The sequence below is a fragment of the Bacillus sp. FSL M8-0063 genome (assembly GCF_038005545.1).
GTDB classification, from domain to species: Bacteria; Bacillota; Bacilli; order Bacillales; family Bacillaceae_G; genus Bacillus_A; species Bacillus_A wiedmannii.
The window spans coordinates 2,569,899-2,589,778 of record NZ_JBBOTJ010000001.1 but is presented as its reverse complement, the minus strand read 5'-3'; the positions used below and the strand labels follow the sequence as shown (position 1 = coordinate 2,589,778).

General features: G+C 34.7%; 23 protein-coding genes, 1 pseudogene and 1 riboswitch. Of the genes and pseudogenes, 17 read left to right on the top strand and 7 right to left on the bottom strand.

The window, feature by feature from the left end; all coding sequences use genetic code 11:
- Window positions 1–185: 185 nt before the first annotated feature.
- Window positions 186–260 (top strand): annotated as a pseudogene (locus MKX31_RS13110) (DUF2716 domain-containing protein); the annotation flags it as partial.
- A gap of 63 nt (window positions 261–323) precedes the next feature.
- Here MKX31_RS13110 and MKX31_RS13105 read toward each other — a convergent pair.
- From MKX31_RS13105 to MKX31_RS13095, 3 genes are all read right to left on the bottom strand, one after another.
- Window positions 324–1,094 carry a DNA alkylation repair protein gene (locus MKX31_RS13105; protein WP_064475688.1) on the bottom strand — a complete coding sequence of 257 codons (771 nt, stop codon included), beginning with the start codon at window positions 1,092–1,094 and terminating at the stop codon, window positions 324–326.
- 33 nt (window positions 1,095–1,127) lie between these two features.
- Window positions 1,128–1,433 carry an iron-sulfur cluster biosynthesis family protein gene (locus MKX31_RS13100; protein ID WP_064475687.1) on the bottom strand — a complete coding sequence of 102 codons (306 nt, stop codon included), beginning with the start codon at window positions 1,431–1,433 and terminating at the stop codon, window positions 1,128–1,130.
- A gap of 113 nt (window positions 1,434–1,546) precedes the next feature.
- Window positions 1,547–3,013, bottom strand: coding sequence for an amino acid permease (locus MKX31_RS13095; protein WP_064475686.1), 1,467 nt, complete (start codon window positions 3,011–3,013; stop codon window positions 1,547–1,549).
- 112 nt (window positions 3,014–3,125) lie between these two features.
- Window positions 3,126–3,318, bottom strand: a riboswitch (Lysine riboswitch).
- Between the two features lie 323 nt (window positions 3,319–3,641).
- Between MKX31_RS13095 and MKX31_RS13090 the strand changes: the two genes are divergently transcribed.
- Entirely contained in the window at window positions 3,642–4,091 is a 450-nt protein-coding gene (locus MKX31_RS13090) for a GNAT family N-acetyltransferase (protein ID WP_064475685.1), read from the top strand.
- Window positions 4,092–4,130: 39 nt separating this feature from the next.
- Here MKX31_RS13090 and MKX31_RS13085 read toward each other — a convergent pair whose 3' ends face one another.
- Window positions 4,131–5,141 (bottom strand): sulfite exporter TauE/SafE family protein, encoded by a 1,011-nt coding sequence (locus tag MKX31_RS13085; RefSeq protein WP_064475974.1) that lies wholly within the window; start codon window positions 5,139–5,141, stop codon window positions 4,131–4,133.
- A gap of 98 nt (window positions 5,142–5,239) precedes the next feature.
- Between MKX31_RS13085 and MKX31_RS13080 the strand changes: the two genes are divergently transcribed.
- The 10 genes from MKX31_RS13080 (at window position 5,240) to MKX31_RS13035 (ending at window position 13,343) form a co-directional block, all read left to right on the top strand.
- A complete protein-coding gene (locus MKX31_RS13080) occupies window positions 5,240–6,037 on the top strand; it encodes a VOC family protein (RefSeq protein WP_098111786.1) in 798 nt (265 codons plus the stop codon).
- Between the two features lie 14 nt (window positions 6,038–6,051).
- The gene (locus MKX31_RS13075; protein ID WP_103656004.1) at window positions 6,052–6,990 is read left to right on the top strand and encodes an aminoglycoside phosphotransferase family protein; all 939 of its coding nucleotides are present in this window, start codon (window positions 6,052–6,054) and stop codon (window positions 6,988–6,990) included.
- A gap of 13 nt (window positions 6,991–7,003) precedes the next feature.
- On the top strand, window positions 7,004–7,747 hold the full coding sequence (locus MKX31_RS13070) for a metallophosphoesterase family protein (protein ID WP_340980959.1): 744 nt from the start codon (window positions 7,004–7,006) through the stop codon (window positions 7,745–7,747).
- Between the two features lie 112 nt (window positions 7,748–7,859).
- Entirely contained in the window at window positions 7,860–8,528 is a 669-nt protein-coding gene (locus tag MKX31_RS13065; protein ID WP_154131961.1) for a hypothetical protein, read from the top strand.
- A gap of 43 nt (window positions 8,529–8,571) precedes the next feature.
- Window positions 8,572–9,114, top strand: coding sequence for a GrpB family protein (locus MKX31_RS13060; RefSeq protein ID WP_064475680.1), 543 nt, complete (start codon window positions 8,572–8,574; stop codon window positions 9,112–9,114).
- Window positions 9,115–9,350: 236 nt separating this feature from the next.
- Window positions 9,351–10,175: a DUF2785 domain-containing protein gene (locus MKX31_RS13055; protein ID WP_340980958.1), complete on the top strand. Its 825-nt coding sequence runs from the start codon at window positions 9,351–9,353 to the stop codon at window positions 10,173–10,175.
- Window positions 10,176–10,280: 105 nt separating this feature from the next.
- Entirely contained in the window at window positions 10,281–11,315 is a 1,035-nt protein-coding gene (locus MKX31_RS13050; protein ID WP_064475678.1) for an alpha/beta fold hydrolase, read from the top strand.
- Entirely contained in the window at window positions 11,302–11,973 is a 672-nt protein-coding gene (locus MKX31_RS13045; RefSeq protein ID WP_340980957.1) for a response regulator transcription factor, read from the top strand. The genes MKX31_RS13050 and MKX31_RS13045 overlap by 14 nt, the downstream gene beginning before the upstream one ends.
- Window positions 11,970–12,965 (top strand): sensor histidine kinase, encoded by a 996-nt coding sequence (locus tag MKX31_RS13040; RefSeq protein WP_088048313.1) that lies wholly within the window; start codon window positions 11,970–11,972, stop codon window positions 12,963–12,965. The genes MKX31_RS13045 and MKX31_RS13040 overlap by 4 nt, the downstream gene beginning before the upstream one ends.
- Before the next feature lie 63 nt (window positions 12,966–13,028).
- Entirely contained in the window at window positions 13,029–13,343 is a 315-nt protein-coding gene (locus MKX31_RS13035) for a DUF3892 domain-containing protein (RefSeq protein ID WP_064475675.1), read from the top strand.
- A gap of 86 nt (window positions 13,344–13,429) precedes the next feature.
- Here MKX31_RS13035 and MKX31_RS13030 read toward each other — a convergent pair whose 3' ends face one another.
- Window positions 13,430–13,870, bottom strand: a complete 441-nt coding sequence (locus MKX31_RS13030) for a YaiI/YqxD family protein (protein ID WP_064475674.1) — start codon at window positions 13,868–13,870, stop codon at window positions 13,430–13,432.
- Window positions 13,871–13,951: 81 nt separating this feature from the next.
- Window positions 13,952–15,394, bottom strand: a complete 1,443-nt coding sequence (gene pdxR / locus MKX31_RS13025; RefSeq protein WP_064475673.1) for a MocR-like pyridoxine biosynthesis transcription factor PdxR — start codon at window positions 15,392–15,394, stop codon at window positions 13,952–13,954.
- Window positions 15,395–15,518: 124 nt separating this feature from the next.
- On the opposite strand from pdxR, the gene MKX31_RS13020 reads away from it, so the two are divergent.
- On the top strand, window positions 15,519–16,430 hold the full coding sequence (locus MKX31_RS13020) for a DMT family transporter (RefSeq protein WP_088048314.1): 912 nt from the start codon (window positions 15,519–15,521) through the stop codon (window positions 16,428–16,430).
- An 18-nt stretch (window positions 16,431–16,448) separates the two neighbouring features.
- Here the strand turns inward: MKX31_RS13020 and MKX31_RS13015 are convergent, their stop codons facing one another.
- Window positions 16,449–16,916 (bottom strand): NUDIX hydrolase, encoded by a 468-nt coding sequence (locus MKX31_RS13015; protein ID WP_098111781.1) that lies wholly within the window; start codon window positions 16,914–16,916, stop codon window positions 16,449–16,451.
- Between the two features lie 96 nt (window positions 16,917–17,012).
- Between MKX31_RS13015 and MKX31_RS13010 the strand changes: the two genes are divergently transcribed.
- Genes MKX31_RS13010 through MKX31_RS12995 form a run of 4 tightly spaced genes read left to right on the top strand, consistent with a single transcriptional unit; the run spans window position 17,013 to window position 19,812 of the window.
- Window positions 17,013–17,414, top strand: a complete 402-nt coding sequence (locus tag MKX31_RS13010; RefSeq protein WP_000610481.1) for a DUF3980 domain-containing protein — start codon at window positions 17,013–17,015, stop codon at window positions 17,412–17,414.
- A gap of 17 nt (window positions 17,415–17,431) precedes the next feature.
- Window positions 17,432–17,902, top strand: a complete 471-nt coding sequence (locus MKX31_RS13005) for a GNAT family N-acetyltransferase (RefSeq protein WP_088048315.1) — start codon at window positions 17,432–17,434, stop codon at window positions 17,900–17,902.
- A 48-nt stretch (window positions 17,903–17,950) separates the two neighbouring features.
- Window positions 17,951–18,841 carry an AraC family transcriptional regulator gene (locus MKX31_RS13000; protein ID WP_088048316.1) on the top strand — a complete coding sequence of 297 codons (891 nt, stop codon included), beginning with the start codon at window positions 17,951–17,953 and terminating at the stop codon, window positions 18,839–18,841.
- A 23-nt stretch (window positions 18,842–18,864) separates the two neighbouring features.
- On the top strand, window positions 18,865–19,812 hold the full coding sequence (locus MKX31_RS12995) for a serine hydrolase domain-containing protein (protein WP_088048317.1): 948 nt from the start codon (window positions 18,865–18,867) through the stop codon (window positions 19,810–19,812).
- The last annotated feature ends 68 nt before the right edge of the window (window positions 19,813–19,880 follow it).

Here is a 19,880-nt window from a genome sequence, read left to right as displayed (position 1 = left end):
GACCTCTTATTAAAGTGGAACGGTTTTACGTTTCATGTTCGAATAGATTCATATAAATTCGCTCCTTGTTAGAGTGGTTATTTGTATATTCGGGATAATCGAGTGGAAATCCTTTGAAGTTATAAGGGAAGGCAGTTGTTTAATGGAAAATTGGATGGAGTTTACAGACAAAGAGGACGATCAAATTTGGAAAAGAGCTTATAGAAAGCTTTGAACGAAATAAGCCGGAAATTTTTCGAAATATTTTAAGACAAGGATAATATTTGAAAGTGAAAACCGCTTATACTTCATTCTTGAAGCATAAGCGGTTTTGTTTAAAATACTCAAAAACAAAAATCTTTTGGCAAAGTACCATTTTTAATAATCGTTCGTAACCCATGTTTTATAATCCAAGGGTTAACAGGATGTTGTTTATCACGTAATTGCTGTAACCATTGAAAAACGAGTTCTTTATCTTCTTTCGTAATATCGTTAATATGATTGGCTACAGATTTTTGGACATATTTAGAAGGATCATTCATTAATGGTTCAAGAAGTTGTAAATTGTTCTTAAAGTCACCCTTTAGAGCTCCCATTTTTTTAGCCCAAGGAAGTCTTGGTCTTGTACCTTCGGAAACTAATCTTCTAATATGGCTGTTTTCGTCATGAATCCACTGTTGTAATATGTGTAGTGTGTCTTCATGGTATGTTTCGAGAAAAGGCCGAATGGCATATTCAGCAGTATTTCTTTTTGTTATTTCATACATGGCGTTACATGAGGCTTCAAAATGGTTAAGTCCATATTTTTCAACGTATTTTGCAATAGGCATGTACATATATCCGTTTGTAAAAGTACCTACTTCTGTTGTATTTTCTGGTCCCAATGTTTTCAGTAAAATATGTATTGCTTCATTAAAATCTTTTTGTAATACATTGTGTAATTCATCTGCTATTACTTCAATACGTTGCTTTAACTCTAAATTTTCAACTTTACATGTTACAGAATCTACAAAGATGCTTTTAGAGAAAGTAGGATCGTGTTTATAAATAGAATCAGCCATACTTTCTGCTAATTCTTCATTAAATAAAAATTTTAACGGAACATATTTACCCATGTTTTCACCTCATTGATCAGTTAAAAACAATTTTTATTTTTTAATCGACAGCCCATAAACTAAAGTCTCACTCGGAGTCGTAATACTAAAACCAGTCGTCTTATAATCAAGTTTCACCGTATCACCAGTATAGTCTTTCGTAAATGAATCCATTTGTACGGTAAAATCAGCATCTTCATATACAACGTCATCTGCATTATATGTATCCCAAATTAAATCCACATCAACGAAAATACTACAAGAGTTTGTCATTGTCCCTCTAATGCGAATAATCTTTTTGTCTTCACGTTCTAATCTATGTATAGCTGCTTTTGCTTCATCAGTAATGCGAATGTTCATCGTATCCCAACCTTTATTTATATTTCCTTTATTATTGCAAAAACAGGAGCAATAATAAAGGGAGAAGCATTGGAATAAAAAACGAGCAAACATATTTGTTTGCTCGTTTCACTTTATTTCAATTCACATTTATCGAGCGGAATCACTTTCGTTTTCTTCGTAAATTTATATCCTAACCATAGTACTAAGAAGAGTGGTAAACCGATGTAAGAAACGAGTACACCGTTCCAATCGATTGATTCGCCCATAAATGCGCCGTAGTTTTGACCTAAAATTACGATGACACAAAGTGCAAATGCGAAAATTGGACCGAACGGGAACCATTTTGCTCTATATGGTAAGTCTTTCAAATCTTTTCCTTGTGCGATATATGCTTTACGGAAACGGTAATGACTAATTGCAATTCCGACCCATGCGATAAAGCCAGACATTCCAGATGCGTTTAATAACCAAATGTATACAACACCGTCACCGAATAAAGAGGCAATGAAAGCGATACTACCGACAATTGACGTTACGATTAATGCGTTAACAGGTACACCGCGGCTATCTAATTTACCAAGAAACTTTGGTGCTTTTCCTTGGCGAGCTAAGTCCCAAAGCATACGAGTTGATGCATACATACCAGAGTTACCAGCAGACAATACTGCCGTTAAAATAACAGCGTTCATAACAGAAGCAGCAAAGGCAACGCCCGCTTTTTCAAAAATAAGTGTAAATGGACTTACTGTTACATCGCTTGCAGCAAGGCTTTCAGTCGTATAAGGAATTAATAAACCGATAACGAGAATCGCAAGGATATAGAATAAAAGAATACGCCAAAAGATAGAACGAATTGCTTTTGGAATGTTACGCTCTGGATCAGCAGTTTCACCAGCAGCTACACCTAATAATTCAGTTCCTTGGAATGAGAACCCAGCAGCCATAAATACACCGATAATTGCCATAATGCCGCCATTAAATGGTGCATCTGCAACAGTGAAGTTTTTAAAGCCAACAGATTCGCCGCCCATAATTCCGAAAATCATCATAAAGCCGACAATTAAAAAGATAATAATAGTAACTACTTTAATAAGTGCGAACCAATATTCAGATTCACCAAACCCTTTAACAGATAAATAGTTTAAAAGGAAAATAATAGCTAAACATAATCCACTCCAAATAAGAGAAGGGGTATCTGGGAACCAAAATTTCATAATTAATGTTACAGCCGCGAGTTCAGCGGCAATTGTAATGGCCCAGTTATACCAATAGTTCCATCCAAGTGCAAAGCCAAGTGATGGATCAACAAATTTTGTTGCATACGTGCTAAAAGATCCGGTAACAGGCATGTAAGCCGCGAGTTCAGCTAAGCTTGTCATTAAAAAGTAAACCATAATTCCAATTGCGGCGTATGCGACTAGTGCACCGCCAGGACCAGCTGTATGGATGACACCACCGCTGGCAAGAAATAGTCCGGTACCGATTGTACCACCGAGAGAAATCATCGTAAGGTGACGAGATTTTAATCCGCGTTTTAATTCACCTTGTCCTTGTGTAGTTTGCGTTTTAGAGGTAGATTGATTTGCTGCGCTATTCATGTTCAACACTCCTTTTCTTGTAGGTTAGGAAGGAGCGGGGGAGAAAAATACAAAAAACCGCCAAAGGAATTAGGCGGAACGTTTCACAAATAACCACCCCATCATACCCTTCCGTTAAGATAGCACCCCACGTTTACACGGTAATTTTGTAAACGTGACAGTTCTGTTCCTTTCGGAGACAGCCCCAGCTCATATTTCCAGAGAAGAAATATAAACTTCGGCAACTTTTCCTTTCAAACGGAGTTGGTGACATTCTCTGTGTCTCGTCCGTTTTACTCATAAAAGTCGCAACCTCTACCTCATCGGATTGATGAGGATTTGATATATTGCTAAGATTTTTAATATATGGCAATTGTAATGACTTTCTGAATATATTGCAAGATATTTTGTTAGAAAAAGTCAAAAAATATCGGTTATTGTATAGGAAACGCTTGCAAAACTCCACCCGAACCTACTGTTATGTAACAAAAAACAAATAAAGAAATTGTTATACAAATGTTTCGCAAAAAATATTGAAAAACCCTTTAAAACTAAAAGAAAATTCTGAAAATATAATTCGACATTCATAATAAGGTCATATTTTTTGTTATAATTAAAATAACGTTTAAGCAAAAAAGGGGAAATTAACATGAAATTAGAAACAGAAAGACTCTATATAGTACCGTGTACAGAAGAGAGTATGCAAGTTGCTAACGAGCAAGGATATAACAGTGGTCCGCATATTGTAGGGCATGTAGAAAATGTAAAACAAAATAAGGTTTTATTACCTTGGGGCGCGTGGTATGTCATTCGCAAAGAAGATGACATCGTTCTAGGTGATATAGGATTTAAAGGGAAACCAAATGAGGAACATACAGTAGAAATTGGTTACGGATTTATTGAGAAATATTGGAATAAAGGGTATGCGACAGAAGCTGTAAGAGAATTAATAAATTGGGCTTTTCAAACAGGAGAAGTAGAAACGATTATTGCGGAGACACTTCTTGAAAATGAAAGCTCGATTCGTGTATTAGAGAAATTACATATGAAGAGAATTAGCACTACAGAAACGATGATTAATTGGAAAATAGAAAAATAAAAAATACCGCTCGAAGTATATCGGGCGGTATTTTTATCGTTATGGTAGCATTTGTTTTTGATCATTCGGATATCCGGTTGTCGATGCGTTAGAACGCTTGGAATGATTGCGAACAGCAATGAAAATAGAAATAATAACGACAAGACCAACTGCCACGTAAGAAAGTGAAATAATAGTAGGGTCCACTTTAAATGTAGTAAGCAGTGTACGAATGTTTGTAAAGATAATAAGGCCACCAACTAATACGCCAAGTAAATGAGAAGGAACGATGCGTACTAGCCATGCAGCGATTGGTGCCGCAACGATACCACCGAGCATGAGAGAAAATACCCAAACCCAACTTACTTGTTCCCAGCCAAGTGAAATGAAGAATCCGATTGTTGCAGCGAGTGAAACCGGAAACTCGCTCGTATCTACAGATCCGATAACTTTTCTAGCTTCATTTCCTCTTGCTAGAAGCACAGGTGTCGTAATCGGGCCCCAGCCACCACCACCAGTTGAATCAACGAATCCAGCAAATAAACCAAGCGGAACAAGTTGTTTTGCAGACATACGTTTTTTTGAAGTGACAATTTGTTTTTGAATGAGGAATCGTAATAAAATATAAACCCCTAAAGTAAATAAAAATACGGAAATGTACGGCTTAATTACATCCCCAGGTAAATTGCTTAAAAAACATGCTCCAATAAATGCGCCAATTGCTCCTGGTAATGTAAGCCTGGAAACGGTATATTTATCAACGTTTCCAAATTTGATGTGAGATGCACCAGAAGCGGCGGTTGTAACGACTTCAGCTAAGTGAACAGATGCGGAAGCTACAGCCGGTGCGATACCAAACATTAATAATAGTGAGGTAGATGTTACCCCGTACGCCATTCCAAGTGCCCCATCAATCAATTGAGCGAAAAATCCAATAATAGCAAAGACAATTAATTTCTGCATAAATAATCCCCCTGTAATAATAAATGAAAAAGGCACTTTTCCCGTATGAGAAAAGTGCCTTTGGTTTTTCCAATCAGCAATAATTAAATTTGTTTCATTATAATACATATTAATCGTATAAATCAACTAGGTTTTAAAGTTTTTTGAATTGAATGAAAGAAAAATAAAATATACAATAAAAGGATGGAGAGAAAGGGGAGAAAGACATGTTACGATTCGATCATCTCGTACACGCGGTACATGGTACACCGGAGGAAGCGGCAAAACAAATGCAGGAGCATGGATTTCATACTGCAGTAGGCGGAGAGCATATTACTTGGGGTACTTGGAATAGTTTATGTTATTTTGATTTATCATATATCGAATTTTTAGCAGTGCAGCATGAAGAAAAAGCGAAGAAAGCAGACAATCCATTAGTACAAGAAACAGTAGTGAAATTAGAAGACGGAGAAGGAATGCTACAAATCGCAATTCGAACAGATGCCATTGAAGACCTAGCAAATAATTTTAGTAAGCACGGTTTACATACGATAGGACCATTTGAAGGAAAACGTATAAGAAAAGATGGCCGTCTTTTAGAGTGGAAAATGTTATTTGTAAAGCAAGAGGAAAACGGACCGAAATTACCTTTCTTTATAGAATGGAATGAAACGGACGAAGAAAGAAGAAACGATTTACGTAACATAGGGACGATCACTGAACATAAAAATAAAGTACAACAAATTGAAACGATTCATTACGCAGTGAAAAATGTTCGAGAAACAGTACGGAAATGGAAAGAAGTAATGGGGCTAACTGCAAGCTCAATCACAAAGAATGAAGAATGGAATGCGGAGTGTCAAAGCGTATCATTTGGTGATGTTCATGTGCAGTTTTGTGAACCAATAGGAGAAGGGTTAGTACTAGAACGTTTGAAGCGTCATGGCGAATATCCATTTGCAGTGGAGTTTAAAGGTGAAAATAAACGAGAGCATGAAGTGTTAGGTAGTTTGTACATATATTGATAGAGGTGAACGTTGTGAAGGAAATGCTTAGAGAGATAGAGAGACAACTAGAATGGCCTCGTATTGTAAAGTGTACAGCTATTTCAAAAGGTTTTTCACATGAAGAAAAATATAAAGTTGAATTAAAGAACGAAGAAACTTATTTTGTGAAAGTATGTGATGCTGTTCATTTTGAACGTAAACAAGAAGAATATACGTATATGAAACAATTAGAGTTATTACATATTCCAACGCCCAAGTTAATTCATTTCATAAAACTTGAGGAATTAAATAAATGTGTACAAGTATTTGAATGGGCCCAAGGTGTAAATGGTGAAGAAGGTTTAGGGAAGCTATCGGTGGAAGAACAGTATAATGCAGGAAGAAAAGCAGGAGAAGTACTAAAGAGGATCCACTCAATTGGAAGAGAAAGTGCAAGTAATAAATGGGAAACGGTTCGATGGAATAAATACGAAAGATACGTAGAAGCGTTAGCAAACTATGAAATAGACTTCCTTAATTTGAAGCCAGTATTAAGTTTTGTAGGGGAGCATAAACAATTATTGAAAAATCGCCCTATTACCTTTTTACACGATGACTTCCATCCAGCAAATAGTATGATTCATAATAAGAAATTTATCGTTATCGATTTTGGAGGATATGATTTTGGTGACCCAATACACGATTTTTATAACGTAGCGATTTTTACTACAAGAATAAGTAAACCATTTGCGGTTGGACAAGTTCACGGTTATTGCGGAGGCGATCCGTCAATCCACTTTTGGAAACTGTATTCATTATATGCAGCGATGACATTCCCAGCGGATATCGTATGGACAAACCGAACTACACCACATTTAGTAGAGGATATGAAAGAAAGATTGAACCGAATTATAGAAGATCATAATCATTTTTCATCTTATATTCCAAAATGGTATCAATCACAACATGAGGATATAATAAACAATAAATAACGGAGGGATTCATTTGGATAAAATTGCGGTAATTTCAGATATACATGGTAATATTCCGGCATTAGAATCAGTACTGAAAGATATTAAATTAAGAGGAATTGAACGTATTATTTGTCTTGGAGATTTAGTAGGAAAAGGTCCGCATTCTAGCGAAGTAATTGAAATCGTTCGTAAAGAATGTGAAGGAGTTGTAATGGGGAACTGGGATGATTTCATTACAAAACCGACTGAATTTGAAGCGTTAAAATGGCATCAAAAACAATTATTGGAAGAACAAAATGACTATTTAAGAAGCTTACCATTTTCAATCGAATTTTTTATGAGCGGCAAACTGATTCGTATGTTCCACGCTTCACCGAGAAGTTTATATGAAAGAATTCAACCACATGCCTCAAGAGAAGAGCGTATTAGTATGTTCGAAAATAGTGAGCTCACAGAGAATATAGAAGGGGAAAGAAAACCAGATGTCGTTTGCTACGGTGACGTTCACCAAGCATTCGTTCAAAATTTCAGAGGGAAAACGTTATGTAATGCTGGTAGCGTAGGTAATCCTCTGGAAATTACACAAGCTTCTTATTTAATATTCGAAGGAACTTACAATGAAAAAGAAGCAGCGAGCTTTTCCATTCAACTCGTACGTGTACCGTATGATATTGAATTAGCTATCAGACTAGCAGAAGAACTCGATATGCCAGAAATTGAAGAATACAAACAAGAATTACGGACTGCATTGTATCGAGGGTTTAAGGGAAAGTAAGCCAATCATAATATATCAACGATTCGAAATAGGATATCGACTTACCGACAAATAATGAAACGAATTGTTACCTATAATTATATTATGTAAACTGATTGTAGGAGGAAATATCTTGAACCGAATACAACGCATGAAAGAAATTGTAGATCATATTTTAAAATTAAACTTAACCCATCCAACAAGAGTTGGAGTAAGTGGTATTACAGCTTCAGGAAAAACAACACTTGCAAACGAAATAGCTGAAGAAATAAAAAAACGAGGATTACCAGTAACACGCGCCAGCATTGATGATTTTCATAACCCGAGAGCGGTTCGCTATGCAAAAGGAAAAGAATCTGCAAGAGGGTATTACGAAGATGCACACGATTATACAGCTTTTAAAGAAAGATTATTAAAGCCTTTAGAGCTTAACGGGAATTTACAGTATGAAACGATTTCTCATAACTTAATAACGGATATGCCTGTACATAATAAGCCACAAGTGGCCAAGCAAAATATGATATTAATAGTAGATGGAACGTTTCTATTGAAAAAAGACGTAGAGCATTTATTTGACTATAAAATTTTCTTAAATACAGATTTTGAGATTGCGAGAAAACGTGGTACAAAGCGGGAAACAGAAGCTTTTGGAAGTTATGAAGAAGCAGAGAAAATGTTTTTAAACAGATATCATGCGGCCTGTAAGATGTATATAGATGAGTATAATCCGAAAAGTTGTGCGGATGTTATATTTCGGAATAATAACTTTGATGATCCAGTAGTTGTGTTTAAAGAAATTTAATATTGTTTATACAGCAAAAAATTCGTGAAAGGAGATGTTTTGGATGGATACAAAAGAGAATCCGAACAATTGGCCTGTATGGGCGAATGAGTCAGTAGAGATAGTTAATGCAAATCCTGATTGGCAAGATAAAGGCAGATGTGAAGAGCAGCAACTATATGAACTGCTTGCTCCTCTCGGTATAAGCAAAGTAATACATATAGGAAGTACATCCATACCTGGTTTACCTGCAAAACCTATCATTGATCTAATGGCTGAAATAGAATCATTTAATAGAGTACTAGATATTTTAGCGGAATTGGCCGTATATAATTGGCATTATGTAAGCCCAGAATTGGATGAAAAACCTTGGAGAAGGTTCTTTGTGAAAGTTAAGAATAATAGGCGTGTAGCTCACCTTCATTTAATGGTTAAAGGAACTGAGCAATGGGAGCATCAACTTTTATTTCGTAACCGCTTACGAGAAAATCCACAATTAGTTTATGATTATTCAAATCTTAAACAAGATTTAGCTAAAAGATTTAACCAAGATAGAGAAGCTTACACAAAAGCTAAAACAGAATTTATTAAGCAAGTTCTAAAATGATGCAACCTTTGATTGTAACTACGTTTGAATACAAAAGAAAAAACATCCTTTATTTTATAAATTAAACTTACATGAAATGCATGTAAATAAGGTGAGAGACTGCGATGTTCTAAAGTATTTCCTTTTATTTATCAGGATAAATTATATATAATTGAATCAAGTTCATATAAGGATAGGCAATTACAGGGGATAAGGCGGAAATAAGTTAATAAAGTAAAAAGGGGACAGGAAATATAATGAATGAAGTACTAGAATTAAAAGAAGAACTACTACAAATTAAAAATAATAATTATGCTGTACCAGAAGACGTAGATGCATATCCATATGCGCAGTGGATGCTAGATTATATCGGTTCACCTGATGCTGAATTACGTGATGATTTAATTTATAGTACGCTTCACACATGGATTACAAATGATGTGTTTAGACAAAAAGAATTAAGAGGGTTAATGCTACAAGCGATTAGTCCTGATTATTTATTTTATAAAATTGGTGAAAAGGGCACAGACTCTGTATTTAAACGTGCATTCTCCGTATTAATTCCGCCACTTATTTTATCTGTTCATGAAAGAGAACCACTGTTATCTGAAGAACAACTATACAGTGTGGCAGAACAAGTGCTGGAATATGTATATTTAGAAGAAGATGTAAGAGGATACGTAGAAGGAAAAGGCTGGGCACACTCTACGGCGCATGCGGCTGATGCACTAGATGCGTTAGCACGTACAATACAAAATCGTGAGTTTTCATATGCAATACTAGCTGCTGTTCGTCAGAAGGTTCGATTGAGTGATTACGTATATGTACACTTTGAGGATGAAAGATTAGTAGCGCCAATTATGTCGTTACGTAACCAAAATATTTTAATTGGAGAAGAGTGGAGCAATTGGCTACATAGTATAGCAACTGTTGAAGACATCCGACATCCGCAGCATGCTATTTTAGTACAAAATATTAGAACTTTTTTAAGAAGTTATTATTTTAGAGTTTTAGAGGCAGAAGGTAGTACAGCCTTTACAGATGATATATTGGAGACTTTGAAGGGTTTGCGTAGGTATTAAAAATGGTCCATCCTTAGAAACAATGAATAGATATTAATTTTGAAAATTTATAAGAAATTTATTTTTATATTGTACCCTTTCAATATAGTTTGAAAGGGGTGTCAAATGAAAAAATTATTAAAGTCAGTGAAAATAATATTTTTAATGTGTGTTAGTATGATTTTCTTTGGAACAGGCGCTGTATTTATATATCATAACTATCAATTAAAAATGGAATCGAAATTAATGAACAATGAAGGCGAACTTGTTAATTTCGACAATAAAAAAGTGAATGTTTATAATGAGGGGAGCGGGGAGGATACGTTTGTATTTATGGCCGGATCTGGAATTGCCGCTCCTGTTTATGAATTGAAAGGCTTATATAGTAAATTTTCGAAAGAAAACAAGATTTCTGTAATTGAGAGAGCGGGTTATGGATACAGTGATGTTTTTCAAGATGATAGAGATATTGATACGATATTAGAACAAACGAGAGAAGCGCTTATTCGAAGTGGAAATAAACCACCTTACATTTTAGTACCACACTCTCTATCGGGTATAGAGGCTATTTATTGGGCACAAAAATATCCAAGTGAAGTAAAAGGGATTATTGCGTTAGATATTGGTTTACCTAAACAGTACGTGACTAATAAAATAGGTATGGTTGATTCATTAAAAATAAAAGGGATGAATATTTTAACGAAAATTGGTTTTCAGAGATTAGCTCCCTCTATTACTTATAATCCCGAAGTCATTCGTCAGTCCTTTTTAAACGAACAGGAAAAAGATATTTATAAAGCGCTTACGTATAAGAGGGCTTTTAATGATGATATGAAGCAAGAACTTTTACAAAGCTACAATAACGGTAAAAAATCAAATTCTTTATCGATCCCAAAAGAAACACCTATGTTATTTATAGATGCGATTGCTAGGCAATATAAAGATTCGAAGTATACAAAGCAAAAAAACGAAGATTATAAGGAGTTTGCTAGCAAGTTATTATTAGCTGATGTAAAAATAATTGAAGGTACACATAGTATTTATTTATATGCTCCTGATGAAATATACAAAATTGCTATGGATTTTATTAAGAATAAAGTAGTGAAGAACAAAGCAATTGTTATTTTAGCGATGAAAGGTCTACATAATGAAAGTATATAACATATTAATTGTTGAAGACGATTTGATTATAGGAGATTTATTACAAAAAATTTTACAGCGTGAGAAGTATAATGTGTGTTGGGAGAAAGAGGGAAGGAAAGTTCTTGATATAATTCATGTAATAGATTTAGTCATAATGGATGTTATGTTACCAGGCGAAGATGGTTATCAAATTACAAAGAAAATAAAAAATCTAGGATTAAATATTCCAATTATATTTCTATCAGCTAGGAATGATATGGATAGTAAACTAAAAGGTTTGACCATTGGAGAAGAATACATGATAAAACCTTTTGATCCTAGAGAGTTGTTGTTAAGGATTCAGAAAATGTTAGATAATCAATATGGTACGTTCACGCAAATTAACCATTTATTTATAGATGCAGAATATAAAAGAGTTTTTATGAATGATTTGCGTAATGAAGTTGCTTTTACAGCAATTGAACGAAAAATATTCTTCTATTTATATGAAAATAGAGATAGAATTTTATCTAAAGAACACTTCTATGATTACCTATGGCAACTCGAAGATAGAAATCAAAATATCATGAACGTATATATAAAGAAAATTAGAACCAAAATTGATGATAAAACAGGTGATATTATTCAGAACATATATGGAGAAGGGTATAGATTAAATACCTATATGAAGAAATGAACTTAAAGAAAAAATATCAGTTACTATTATTCTCCGCTATTATTAGCGTACCACTATTATTGTTGTCAATTAGTATCTTTGCATCAGTTATTTATAATGTTGTCTTTAAAATTAAAAATCAGAACATTCCTTTTCACGAATCCTATGCATATCCTACGATGTTAATAATATTTTTATTATCACTATTAATATTAGCTTTTGTATTTTCAAAATCGATTAACACAGTATTAAATAAAATTAATGTATTAAATCAAACGATTCGAGATTTAGCTAGTGATAAGAAAATCCCTAATATAATAAATGTTAAAAGCGATGATGAAATGGGAGAGCTGATTAAATCAGTGAACTTGCTTATAGAAAGAACAACTTATAGAGAATTAGAACTACAACAGCAGGAACAAATAAAAAAGGAACTATTAAATAAATTACGGCATGATATTAATACACCCTTAACAGCGGTCAGATTACAATTATATTATTTAGAAGGTGAGTACAAGGAACAAGCACCAGTACTTGAATCAATGTATGAGCAGATACAATATATAAGTGATTTAACTAACGAATTTAATATTCAATCTACAGAGACCTTAGAGAATACTTATATTGTGAATGATGAAGTTAATATACATAATTTAATAGAAAATATGATTAAAAAATGGAGCTATTTGTATAGCATTCATAAAATTGAATTAGTATATAATCCACAAGATAAAGAGTTGATATGGAATAGTAATGAGTTATGGATTCAAAGGTTATTTGATAATATTTTTCAAAATGTCCTTAAACATTCAAAAGCTAAAAAAATCAAAATTATTATAGATGAAGATATGGTTTCCTTTAGAGATAATGGGATTGGGTTTGATATAAATAGTAAAGGTACGGGACTTGGTTTGAAAAATATTGAAGATATATCAAAGATGTTCGATATAAAATACACTTTACAATCAAATAGTGAGGGTACTATGTTTTCATTTGAAAATACAAAAGTTTAGAGCAAATTACATAAAATCACCCCCTCCCAACCATACTAATAAAATGTGTTGGAGGTGAATGTTATGGATAAAAAAGACTTTGAAAAAGTTTATAATGATTACTTACATCAAGGAGAAGAACAAGCTCAATTTGAAGTAGACCATGAAGTCAATTCAGGAGCAGAACAAATTGTTGCCGTTCGTAAAAATGATGATGGTGATTTAATAGCGTTTAAAACAAGTAGCGGGAGAGAGTTAGATTATATGACTGCTCTTAGTGAAGCAAAATCGGGGAAGTTAGCTCATGTGGACGTATTTCATAAGTATGGTAGAGATATTATACGTAATGAACCGGATGGAATAAAAGAAAATAACTTAGATAATTTACCTTCATTTTAAAAGGGTAAACTTCAAGAAGAGAATGTTCATTTGGATATTCTCTTCTTTGTTTTGCGAAGTTTTCCTAGCAAATAGACGATTCATTTTTAAAGTGCGATCATACTTTTAAAGAGCTCTCTAAATTTCTCTTTATCTTCTGCTGTAAATGGTTTCGGTCCCTTTGTACGTTTACCACTTTTTCGAACCATTGCACTTAAATATCGTGTTTGTAACAATTGTTCAATGTTATCATTCGTATACTTATAGCCTTTATGATGTAGCACGATACAGCCTTTTGCTAAAGCAAGCGAAGCAAGACCGTAATCTTGCGTTACGATTAAATCTTCTTTTTTTGCTAACTGCATTATGCGGTAATCCGCAGCATCTGCTCCGGAATCAACATAAATTGTTTCCACACCTTTTGGTTGTTCTGCATTAGAATAATGAGAAAAACTAGTAACGAGGGTTACAGGGATTTCTGCATTCGTAGCCTCTAAAATAATTACATCTTTTACAGGACAAGCATCTGCATCAACGTAAATTTTCATTTTTATCACTCCTATAACTAGGTTCGTGTTGATAATAATGGTAGATTTTTCTTTTGTCAAACGATAAAGCTTTATGTAAAGTCATTTTCCACAAACTAAAATAGCTTCTCGCAAACGAGAAATACCTTCCTCAATTTGATTAATATTCACTTTTCCATAAGATAAACGAATATAACCATCTTTCGCACCGAAAATACTACCGGGCATAAAGGCGATTTCTTGTTTTAAACTTTGCATAATGAGTTGTTTTTCGTTTATCGGTTCTTTTAATTTTCCCCATATGTATATACCGCCAGTCGGGTTTGAAAAAGAGATTTTATCGTGAAGTTGCTCATTTAGGGCGCGAACGATAACGTCTCTTTTTTCTGCTAATTGTTTTCGTAACGGTACGATATGAGACTGAAATGGTACAGTTTCGAAAAATTGTTGCATAAGCCACTGCGGGAAAATGCTCATACCTAATTCCATTTGGTGCCTTGCGTCAGATAACCTTTCTACTACAGACTGCGGAGCGACAAGCCAGCCAACTCGTAAACCTGGTGCAATCATTTTAGATAAGGAATGTACATAAATGACAGTTCCGTTTTCATCAATCGATTTTAAAGTAGGGCAAGGTTGTTTCTTTTCTAACGTAAGTAAGCTGGACGGATCATCTTCCACAATCGCAATTCGTAAGTCTGCGCAAAGTGATAACAGTTTTTTTCTACGGTTTGGATGAAGCATTGTGCCCGTAGGATTTTGGAAGTTTGGATTTAAAAATATCATTTTAATACGGTGCTTTCTATATAACTCTTGCACATCGTCTGGGTTAATACCGTGTTCATCGACAGGTAATGGGAAAATACGAATACCTGCTGATTGGAATAACGGTAAGGAATAGCAGTGTGAAGGACTTTCGAAAGCAACTGCATCACCTGGATTTAATAAACATTGTACGATAAGGTGAAGTGCTTGCTGTGCGCCAGATGTAATCATTATGGATTGTTCAGTCGCTTCAACTTTTAAATATTCTTTCATATATTTTACGACCGCTTGTCTTAGCGGGAGATAGCCTTGCGGATGATCATAACTTAATGAATGCGTTAACGGTTGTTCTCGTAAAATTGTCTGTAGTTGATCGTGAGGATAAAGGTTACAACCGAGCTCGCCGTTTGCGAAATCAATGATATTTTCATTTTGTTGTACTTCTGCCCGAATATGGCGAAGTAACGGTAAGTTTGGTAAAAAAGTACCACCTTCTACGAAATTTCTCCAATTCGGAGTTAATGTTGGAGAAACGCCCCACATATGTGTACTTACACGTGTCCCTTTACCAGTCGTACTTTCCACAATCCCCATAGCACGTAGTTCATTATAAGCAGTCGTTACCGTACTTCGGTTTACATTTAACTGCGTAGCTAATTTCCGTTCGGAAGGGAGGAAGCTTCCAGGAGGAAGTTCTCCGTATGTAATACGTTTCTCAATAAAGTCAACTACTTGCTGATAAATTGGGATTTTACTGTCGTTATCTAGCTTCCATTCCATACAAACGCCTCCGCATCTCTTATATACATTAAGTATAACAAATTGGCTGGGGAAAAAAACAGCCAATTGGACGGTGCTATATCCAGCCAATTTTACTATGCTAAATATGGAAGGGGAGATTCGGATGAAACGATGGCAAATGGAGTGGCTCCTAGTATCAGTAGCATTAGTATGGGGAGCAAATTATACAATTGGAAAGTATGGCGTGGCATATATGTCATCCATTCAATTTAATAGTTTACGATTTTTAGTAGCATCTCCGGTATTATTACTTATTACATTTTTAATGGAACGCTCATTACGTATTGAAAGAAAAGATTGGTTACGACTAGTAGCAGTCGGTATCGTTGGTACGGCAATGTATCAAACGATGTTTATGCTATCTGTGAAATATACTTCAGCAACGAACGCCTCATTATTAATTGCGATGTCACCTATTTTTACAGGGATATTAGCAGTATTGCACAAACAAGAACGTTTTTCGATGAAAGTACAAATAGGTTCAATAATAGCGTTTATTGGTGCAGCATTCGTTTTATTAACAGGACATATAGGAGGAGCTACTTACGAATATGCGTGGCTCGGAAATGTAATTGGATTAGTCGCAGCAATTGCGTGGGGATGGTATCCAATATTAGCGCAACCTCTTATTACAAAGTACTCCGCAATGAGAGTTACATCATGGTCTACTTTAATTGGAATTGTACCACTAGTTATATACTGTTTATTCAATGTAAACTCTTTAACATGGCCAGTAGATACGCCAAGCTGGGGTTCACTAGCATATTCAATCATCTTTGCGACCATCTTCGGACTAGCAATGTGGTATGTCGGTATTAGTCAAATAGGCTCAACGAAAGTAATGGTTTATATGTATCTCGTACCATTGTTCGCAGTTATCTTTGCGGCAGTTACAATTGGAGAGCAAATTAATATGATGCAGCTCGTTGGCGGTCTTATTATCTTTATCGGTTTATATGTTGTAAAAAAAGGCGGAATCAAAAAGCCTGCACTTAATTTGAAAAAAGTAAGTTAGTAGTAAAAAGGATCTCTTTCATATAGAAGGAGATCCCTTTTGTTTTCGTAATAAAAGAGCTTGCTCAACGGCCCATTTTTGATGATCATGAATGAGAAGCTCTACAGCAAGTAAAGGAGACATCCACCTTAGAACATGATCATCCTCACAGTTTTCAGTTTGTTTCTGCACCATGTTCGCAATATAAAAGAACCCGTCATTTAAATAATATATATCTTCCTTTTCTGCATAAAAATATCGAGCCGCATTACCGATATATTGATCAATTTCAATTGCCCATCCTAATTCCTCTAGTAGTTCACGGTGCAAACACTCTTCTTTTGTTTCATTACCTTCCATACCACCACCAGGTAAAAAGTAACGGTCTGCTTTTTGGATAACAGCAATCATTGAAGAAGATGAATGGAAAATAACTGCATAACAACTAGGTCTTAATACATAATGAACGGTACGCTTTTTCGAGCTAAACGTAAGTTTTGAAATCATAAAACACGACCTTTCTCTATAAAATACATAAAAGGGATATTAAGGTAAATGCAGAATGATATAAGTATAATCTTAATAGATTGGAGTGGTAACAACATGATAAATCGAAAATGTTCAAGGTGTAAAGAGATAACGGGTACAATACATGGGGGTAAAAAAATTAAGGAAGAATTTTTATGTGAGGACTGTTTGCAAAAAGGAATTGCGAGCGGGGAAATCGAATTATCACAAGTGGAGAAAGAACAAACTTCGTATCTTTCTATAAAAATATTAAAAATAATGAGTGTTATTTATTTAATAGTATCAATTATAACCGCTTTTTCTGCTGGAGCATTTATACAGGATCCAGGGCTTGGTGGAATATCTTTTTCAATAACAGGTGCAGTTGGTGTTATGATAATTGGATCGATATTTCAGTCTGTTCTTGTATTTTGTGGAATATGGGTATTCATCCTTTTAGTAGAAACGGTTATTAAAATTTATGAAAAAATGAAGTGAGTGAAAGGGAGAAACATATGCAAGTAAGAAACATCCAAGGGGAAGATTATGTAAAGATTCATTCTGTTTTAAATGATTGGTGGGGCGGTAGAGATATGGCTGCTATGTTGCCAAAACTGTTCTTCGTTCATTTTCAAGAAACGAGTTTTATCATTGAAGAAGATGGCGAAACGTTAGGTTTCTTATGTGGATTCTTTTCACAAACATATAAAGATGAAGCATATGTTCATTTTATCGGTGTCAATCCGAAGTATAGAAGAAGAGGAATTGCATCGACATTGTATTCTTATTTCTTTGATATCGCTCGTGCAAATAATCGTAAAGTTGTAAAAGCAATTACGTCACCAATTAACAAAAAGTCGATACAGTTTCATCAAGAAATCGGTTTTCGAATTGATGCCGGGGATGATGAGATAGAGGGTGTATCGGTACATACAAATTATGATGGGAATGGCGGTAGTAGAGTTTTGTTTTTGAAAAATGTATAAAAGTAGGCTAGCTTAACGTTAGCCTTTTTGTTGTGAGGAGATAAAAGTATGGAGAGTAAACAAAGTAGAAATGAGTACTTAAGACGCATTTATAAGGTACAAGATTATATAGAATCAAACATAAATGATTCAATTTCAATTGAAGAGCTAGCGGATGTAGCAGGATTTTCAAAGTTTCATTTTCATCGGATTTTTAAGGGGATCGTAGACGAGCCATTATCACGGTATGTAAACCGATTGAAGTTAGAAAGGGCAACGAATCTACTTACATATCGCACAGATATGACGATTACGGATATCGCTTACCATTTTGGTTTTACAGATTCAGCAGTTTTCTCCCGCACATTTAAAAATTATTACGGAGTAAGTCCGTCTCAATATCGAAACCACAATAGCAAGAATTGCAAAGACGTAAGCGGAACTTCTCAATACAATGAGTGTAAGAAGGTTCGAGGAAATGTTGAAATTGTATCAGCAGACGATATAAACGTCGCATACATAAGGCATATCGGTACATATGAAGAGTTAACGATTGCTTTTCCAAAAATGATAGAGAAACTATTTTATTACGCATCGAAGCAAAACTACCATGTATTCGAGGATACGAAAGTATTAACCATTTATCATGATCATCATGAATTTACAGAAGACAATCATTTAAGAACGAGTCTTTGTATAACAATTCCGAATGAATCCGCAGTAGAAACGAGTGACATTGGAATAATGGTAATACCTTCAGGCAAGTATGCGATAGGCCATTTTGAAATATTCCAAAACGAATATAAAGGAGCATGGGATTTCTTATACGGCGAGTGGCTACCAAATAGCGGATATAAACCGAGAAATTCGTATCCTTTTGAAATGTATAAAAATGACCCAAAGCAGCACCCGGAAAATAAACATATAGTTGATATATATGTACCTATCGAACCTTTTTAATCATTGATTAAGGGGGAAGAACAATGCAAACTGCTGAAAAGTTAGATCAGATTATAAAAGAAGAATATGAAAATATGAATGGTATGTTAGTAGTACAAAAAGGTGATGTTATTTTTGAAAAATATTATAACGGTCACGGTCCAGATGATGCATTTCATATAGCGTCAGTCACAAAAACGATTATTTCTGCGTTAATTGGACTATGTGTAGATAAAGGCTATATAAAAAGCGTTGATCAAAGAGTAATAGAATTTTTCCCGGAATATAACGTTAATTCATCTGAAATAACAGTACGACATCTTCTTATGATGAAAGCTCCACATCCTTTCGTAGACTGGCAGGAACCGTTAGAAGAACTATGTACACAAGAGGATTGGATACAGTATACACTTAATAGAATGGGGAATGGCGGAGAAATCGGATCTTTTAAATACTCATCTGCAGGAGCTCATATACTATCAGCGATTATAACGAACGTAACAGGAAAAAGTGCGCGTGAATTTGCGAATGAGTACTTATTTCAACCACTCGGCATGAGAAAAATCCCAAACTACAATATGAAAGCATTTGGATTCGATGACTTATTCGGAAAAGATGTAAAAGGATGGGTTCATGATCCAAATGGTATTTCGACAGGCGGCTGGGGACTAACGTTAACAGTTAAAGATATGGCTAAGTTTGGACAGATGTTTTTGAATGAAGGTATTCATAATGGAAAACAAATACTATCAAAATCATGGATAAAAGAATCGACAGAAATGAACCAAAATCAATATGGTTACTTATGGTGGTTACGAGAAGAGGCTGGAATCTTTTCATACTGTGCAATGGGCGATGGTGGGAATTTGATTTGTTGTATTCCGAAGAAGGATTTGGTTGTAGTAATTGCTTCTGAAGTTATGCCGAATGTACGGGATAGATGGGAATTGATTGTGAAATATATTCTTCCTTATACAGGATCAAATAAATAACGGAAGCAAAAAGATGGTGTGAATGGGAGTTTCATACCATCTTTTTCTTTTATGACGGAAAGTTCAGA

Bases quoted from the DNA above. Each gene is read 5' to 3' on its own strand.
- MKX31_RS13010 (WP_000610481.1), top strand. From the start codon at position 17,013: ATGATAAATCGAAAATGTTCAAGGTGTAAAGAGATAACGGGTACAATA.
- pdxR (WP_064475673.1), bottom strand. From the start codon at position 15,394: ATGGAATGGAAGCTAGATAACGACAGTAAAATCCCAATTTATCAGCAA.
- MKX31_RS13055 (WP_340980958.1), top strand. From the start codon at position 9,351: ATGAATGAAGTACTAGAATTAAAAGAAGAACTACTACAAATTAAAAAT.
- MKX31_RS12995 (WP_088048317.1), top strand. From the start codon at position 18,865: ATGCAAACTGCTGAAAAGTTAGATCAGATTATAAAAGAAGAATATGAA.
- MKX31_RS13045 (WP_340980957.1), top strand. From the start codon at position 11,302: ATGAAAGTATATAACATATTAATTGTTGAAGACGATTTGATTATAGGA.
- MKX31_RS13100 (WP_064475687.1), bottom strand. From the start codon at position 1,433: ATGAACATTCGCATTACTGATGAAGCAAAAGCAGCTATACATAGATTA.
- MKX31_RS13060 (WP_064475680.1), top strand. From the start codon at position 8,572: ATGGATACAAAAGAGAATCCGAACAATTGGCCTGTATGGGCGAATGAG.
- MKX31_RS13085 (WP_064475974.1), bottom strand. From the start codon at position 5,141: ATGTATTATAATGAAACAAATTTAATTATTGCTGATTGGAAAAACCAA.
- MKX31_RS13095 (WP_064475686.1), bottom strand. From the start codon at position 3,013: ATGAATAGCGCAGCAAATCAATCTACCTCTAAAACGCAAACTACACAA.
- MKX31_RS13000 (WP_088048316.1), top strand. From the start codon at position 17,951: ATGGAGAGTAAACAAAGTAGAAATGAGTACTTAAGACGCATTTATAAG.
- MKX31_RS13015 (WP_098111781.1), bottom strand. From the start codon at position 16,916: ATGATTTCAAAACTTACGTTTAGCTCGAAAAAGCGTACCGTTCATTAT.
- MKX31_RS13080 (WP_098111786.1), top strand. From the start codon at position 5,240: ATGTTACGATTCGATCATCTCGTACACGCGGTACATGGTACACCGGAG.
- MKX31_RS13020 (WP_088048314.1), top strand. From the start codon at position 15,519: ATGAAACGATGGCAAATGGAGTGGCTCCTAGTATCAGTAGCATTAGTA.
- MKX31_RS13040 (WP_088048313.1), top strand. From the start codon at position 11,970: ATGAACTTAAAGAAAAAATATCAGTTACTATTATTCTCCGCTATTATT.
- MKX31_RS13035 (WP_064475675.1), top strand. From the start codon at position 13,029: ATGGATAAAAAAGACTTTGAAAAAGTTTATAATGATTACTTACATCAA.
- MKX31_RS13050 (WP_064475678.1), top strand. From the start codon at position 10,281: ATGAAAAAATTATTAAAGTCAGTGAAAATAATATTTTTAATGTGTGTT.
- MKX31_RS13030 (WP_064475674.1), bottom strand. From the start codon at position 13,870: ATGAAAATTTACGTTGATGCAGATGCTTGTCCTGTAAAAGATGTAATT.
- MKX31_RS13105 (WP_064475688.1), bottom strand. From the start codon at position 1,094: ATGGGTAAATATGTTCCGTTAAAATTTTTATTTAATGAAGAATTAGCA.
- MKX31_RS13005 (WP_088048315.1), top strand. From the start codon at position 17,432: ATGCAAGTAAGAAACATCCAAGGGGAAGATTATGTAAAGATTCATTCT.
- MKX31_RS13090 (WP_064475685.1), top strand. From the start codon at position 3,642: ATGAAATTAGAAACAGAAAGACTCTATATAGTACCGTGTACAGAAGAG.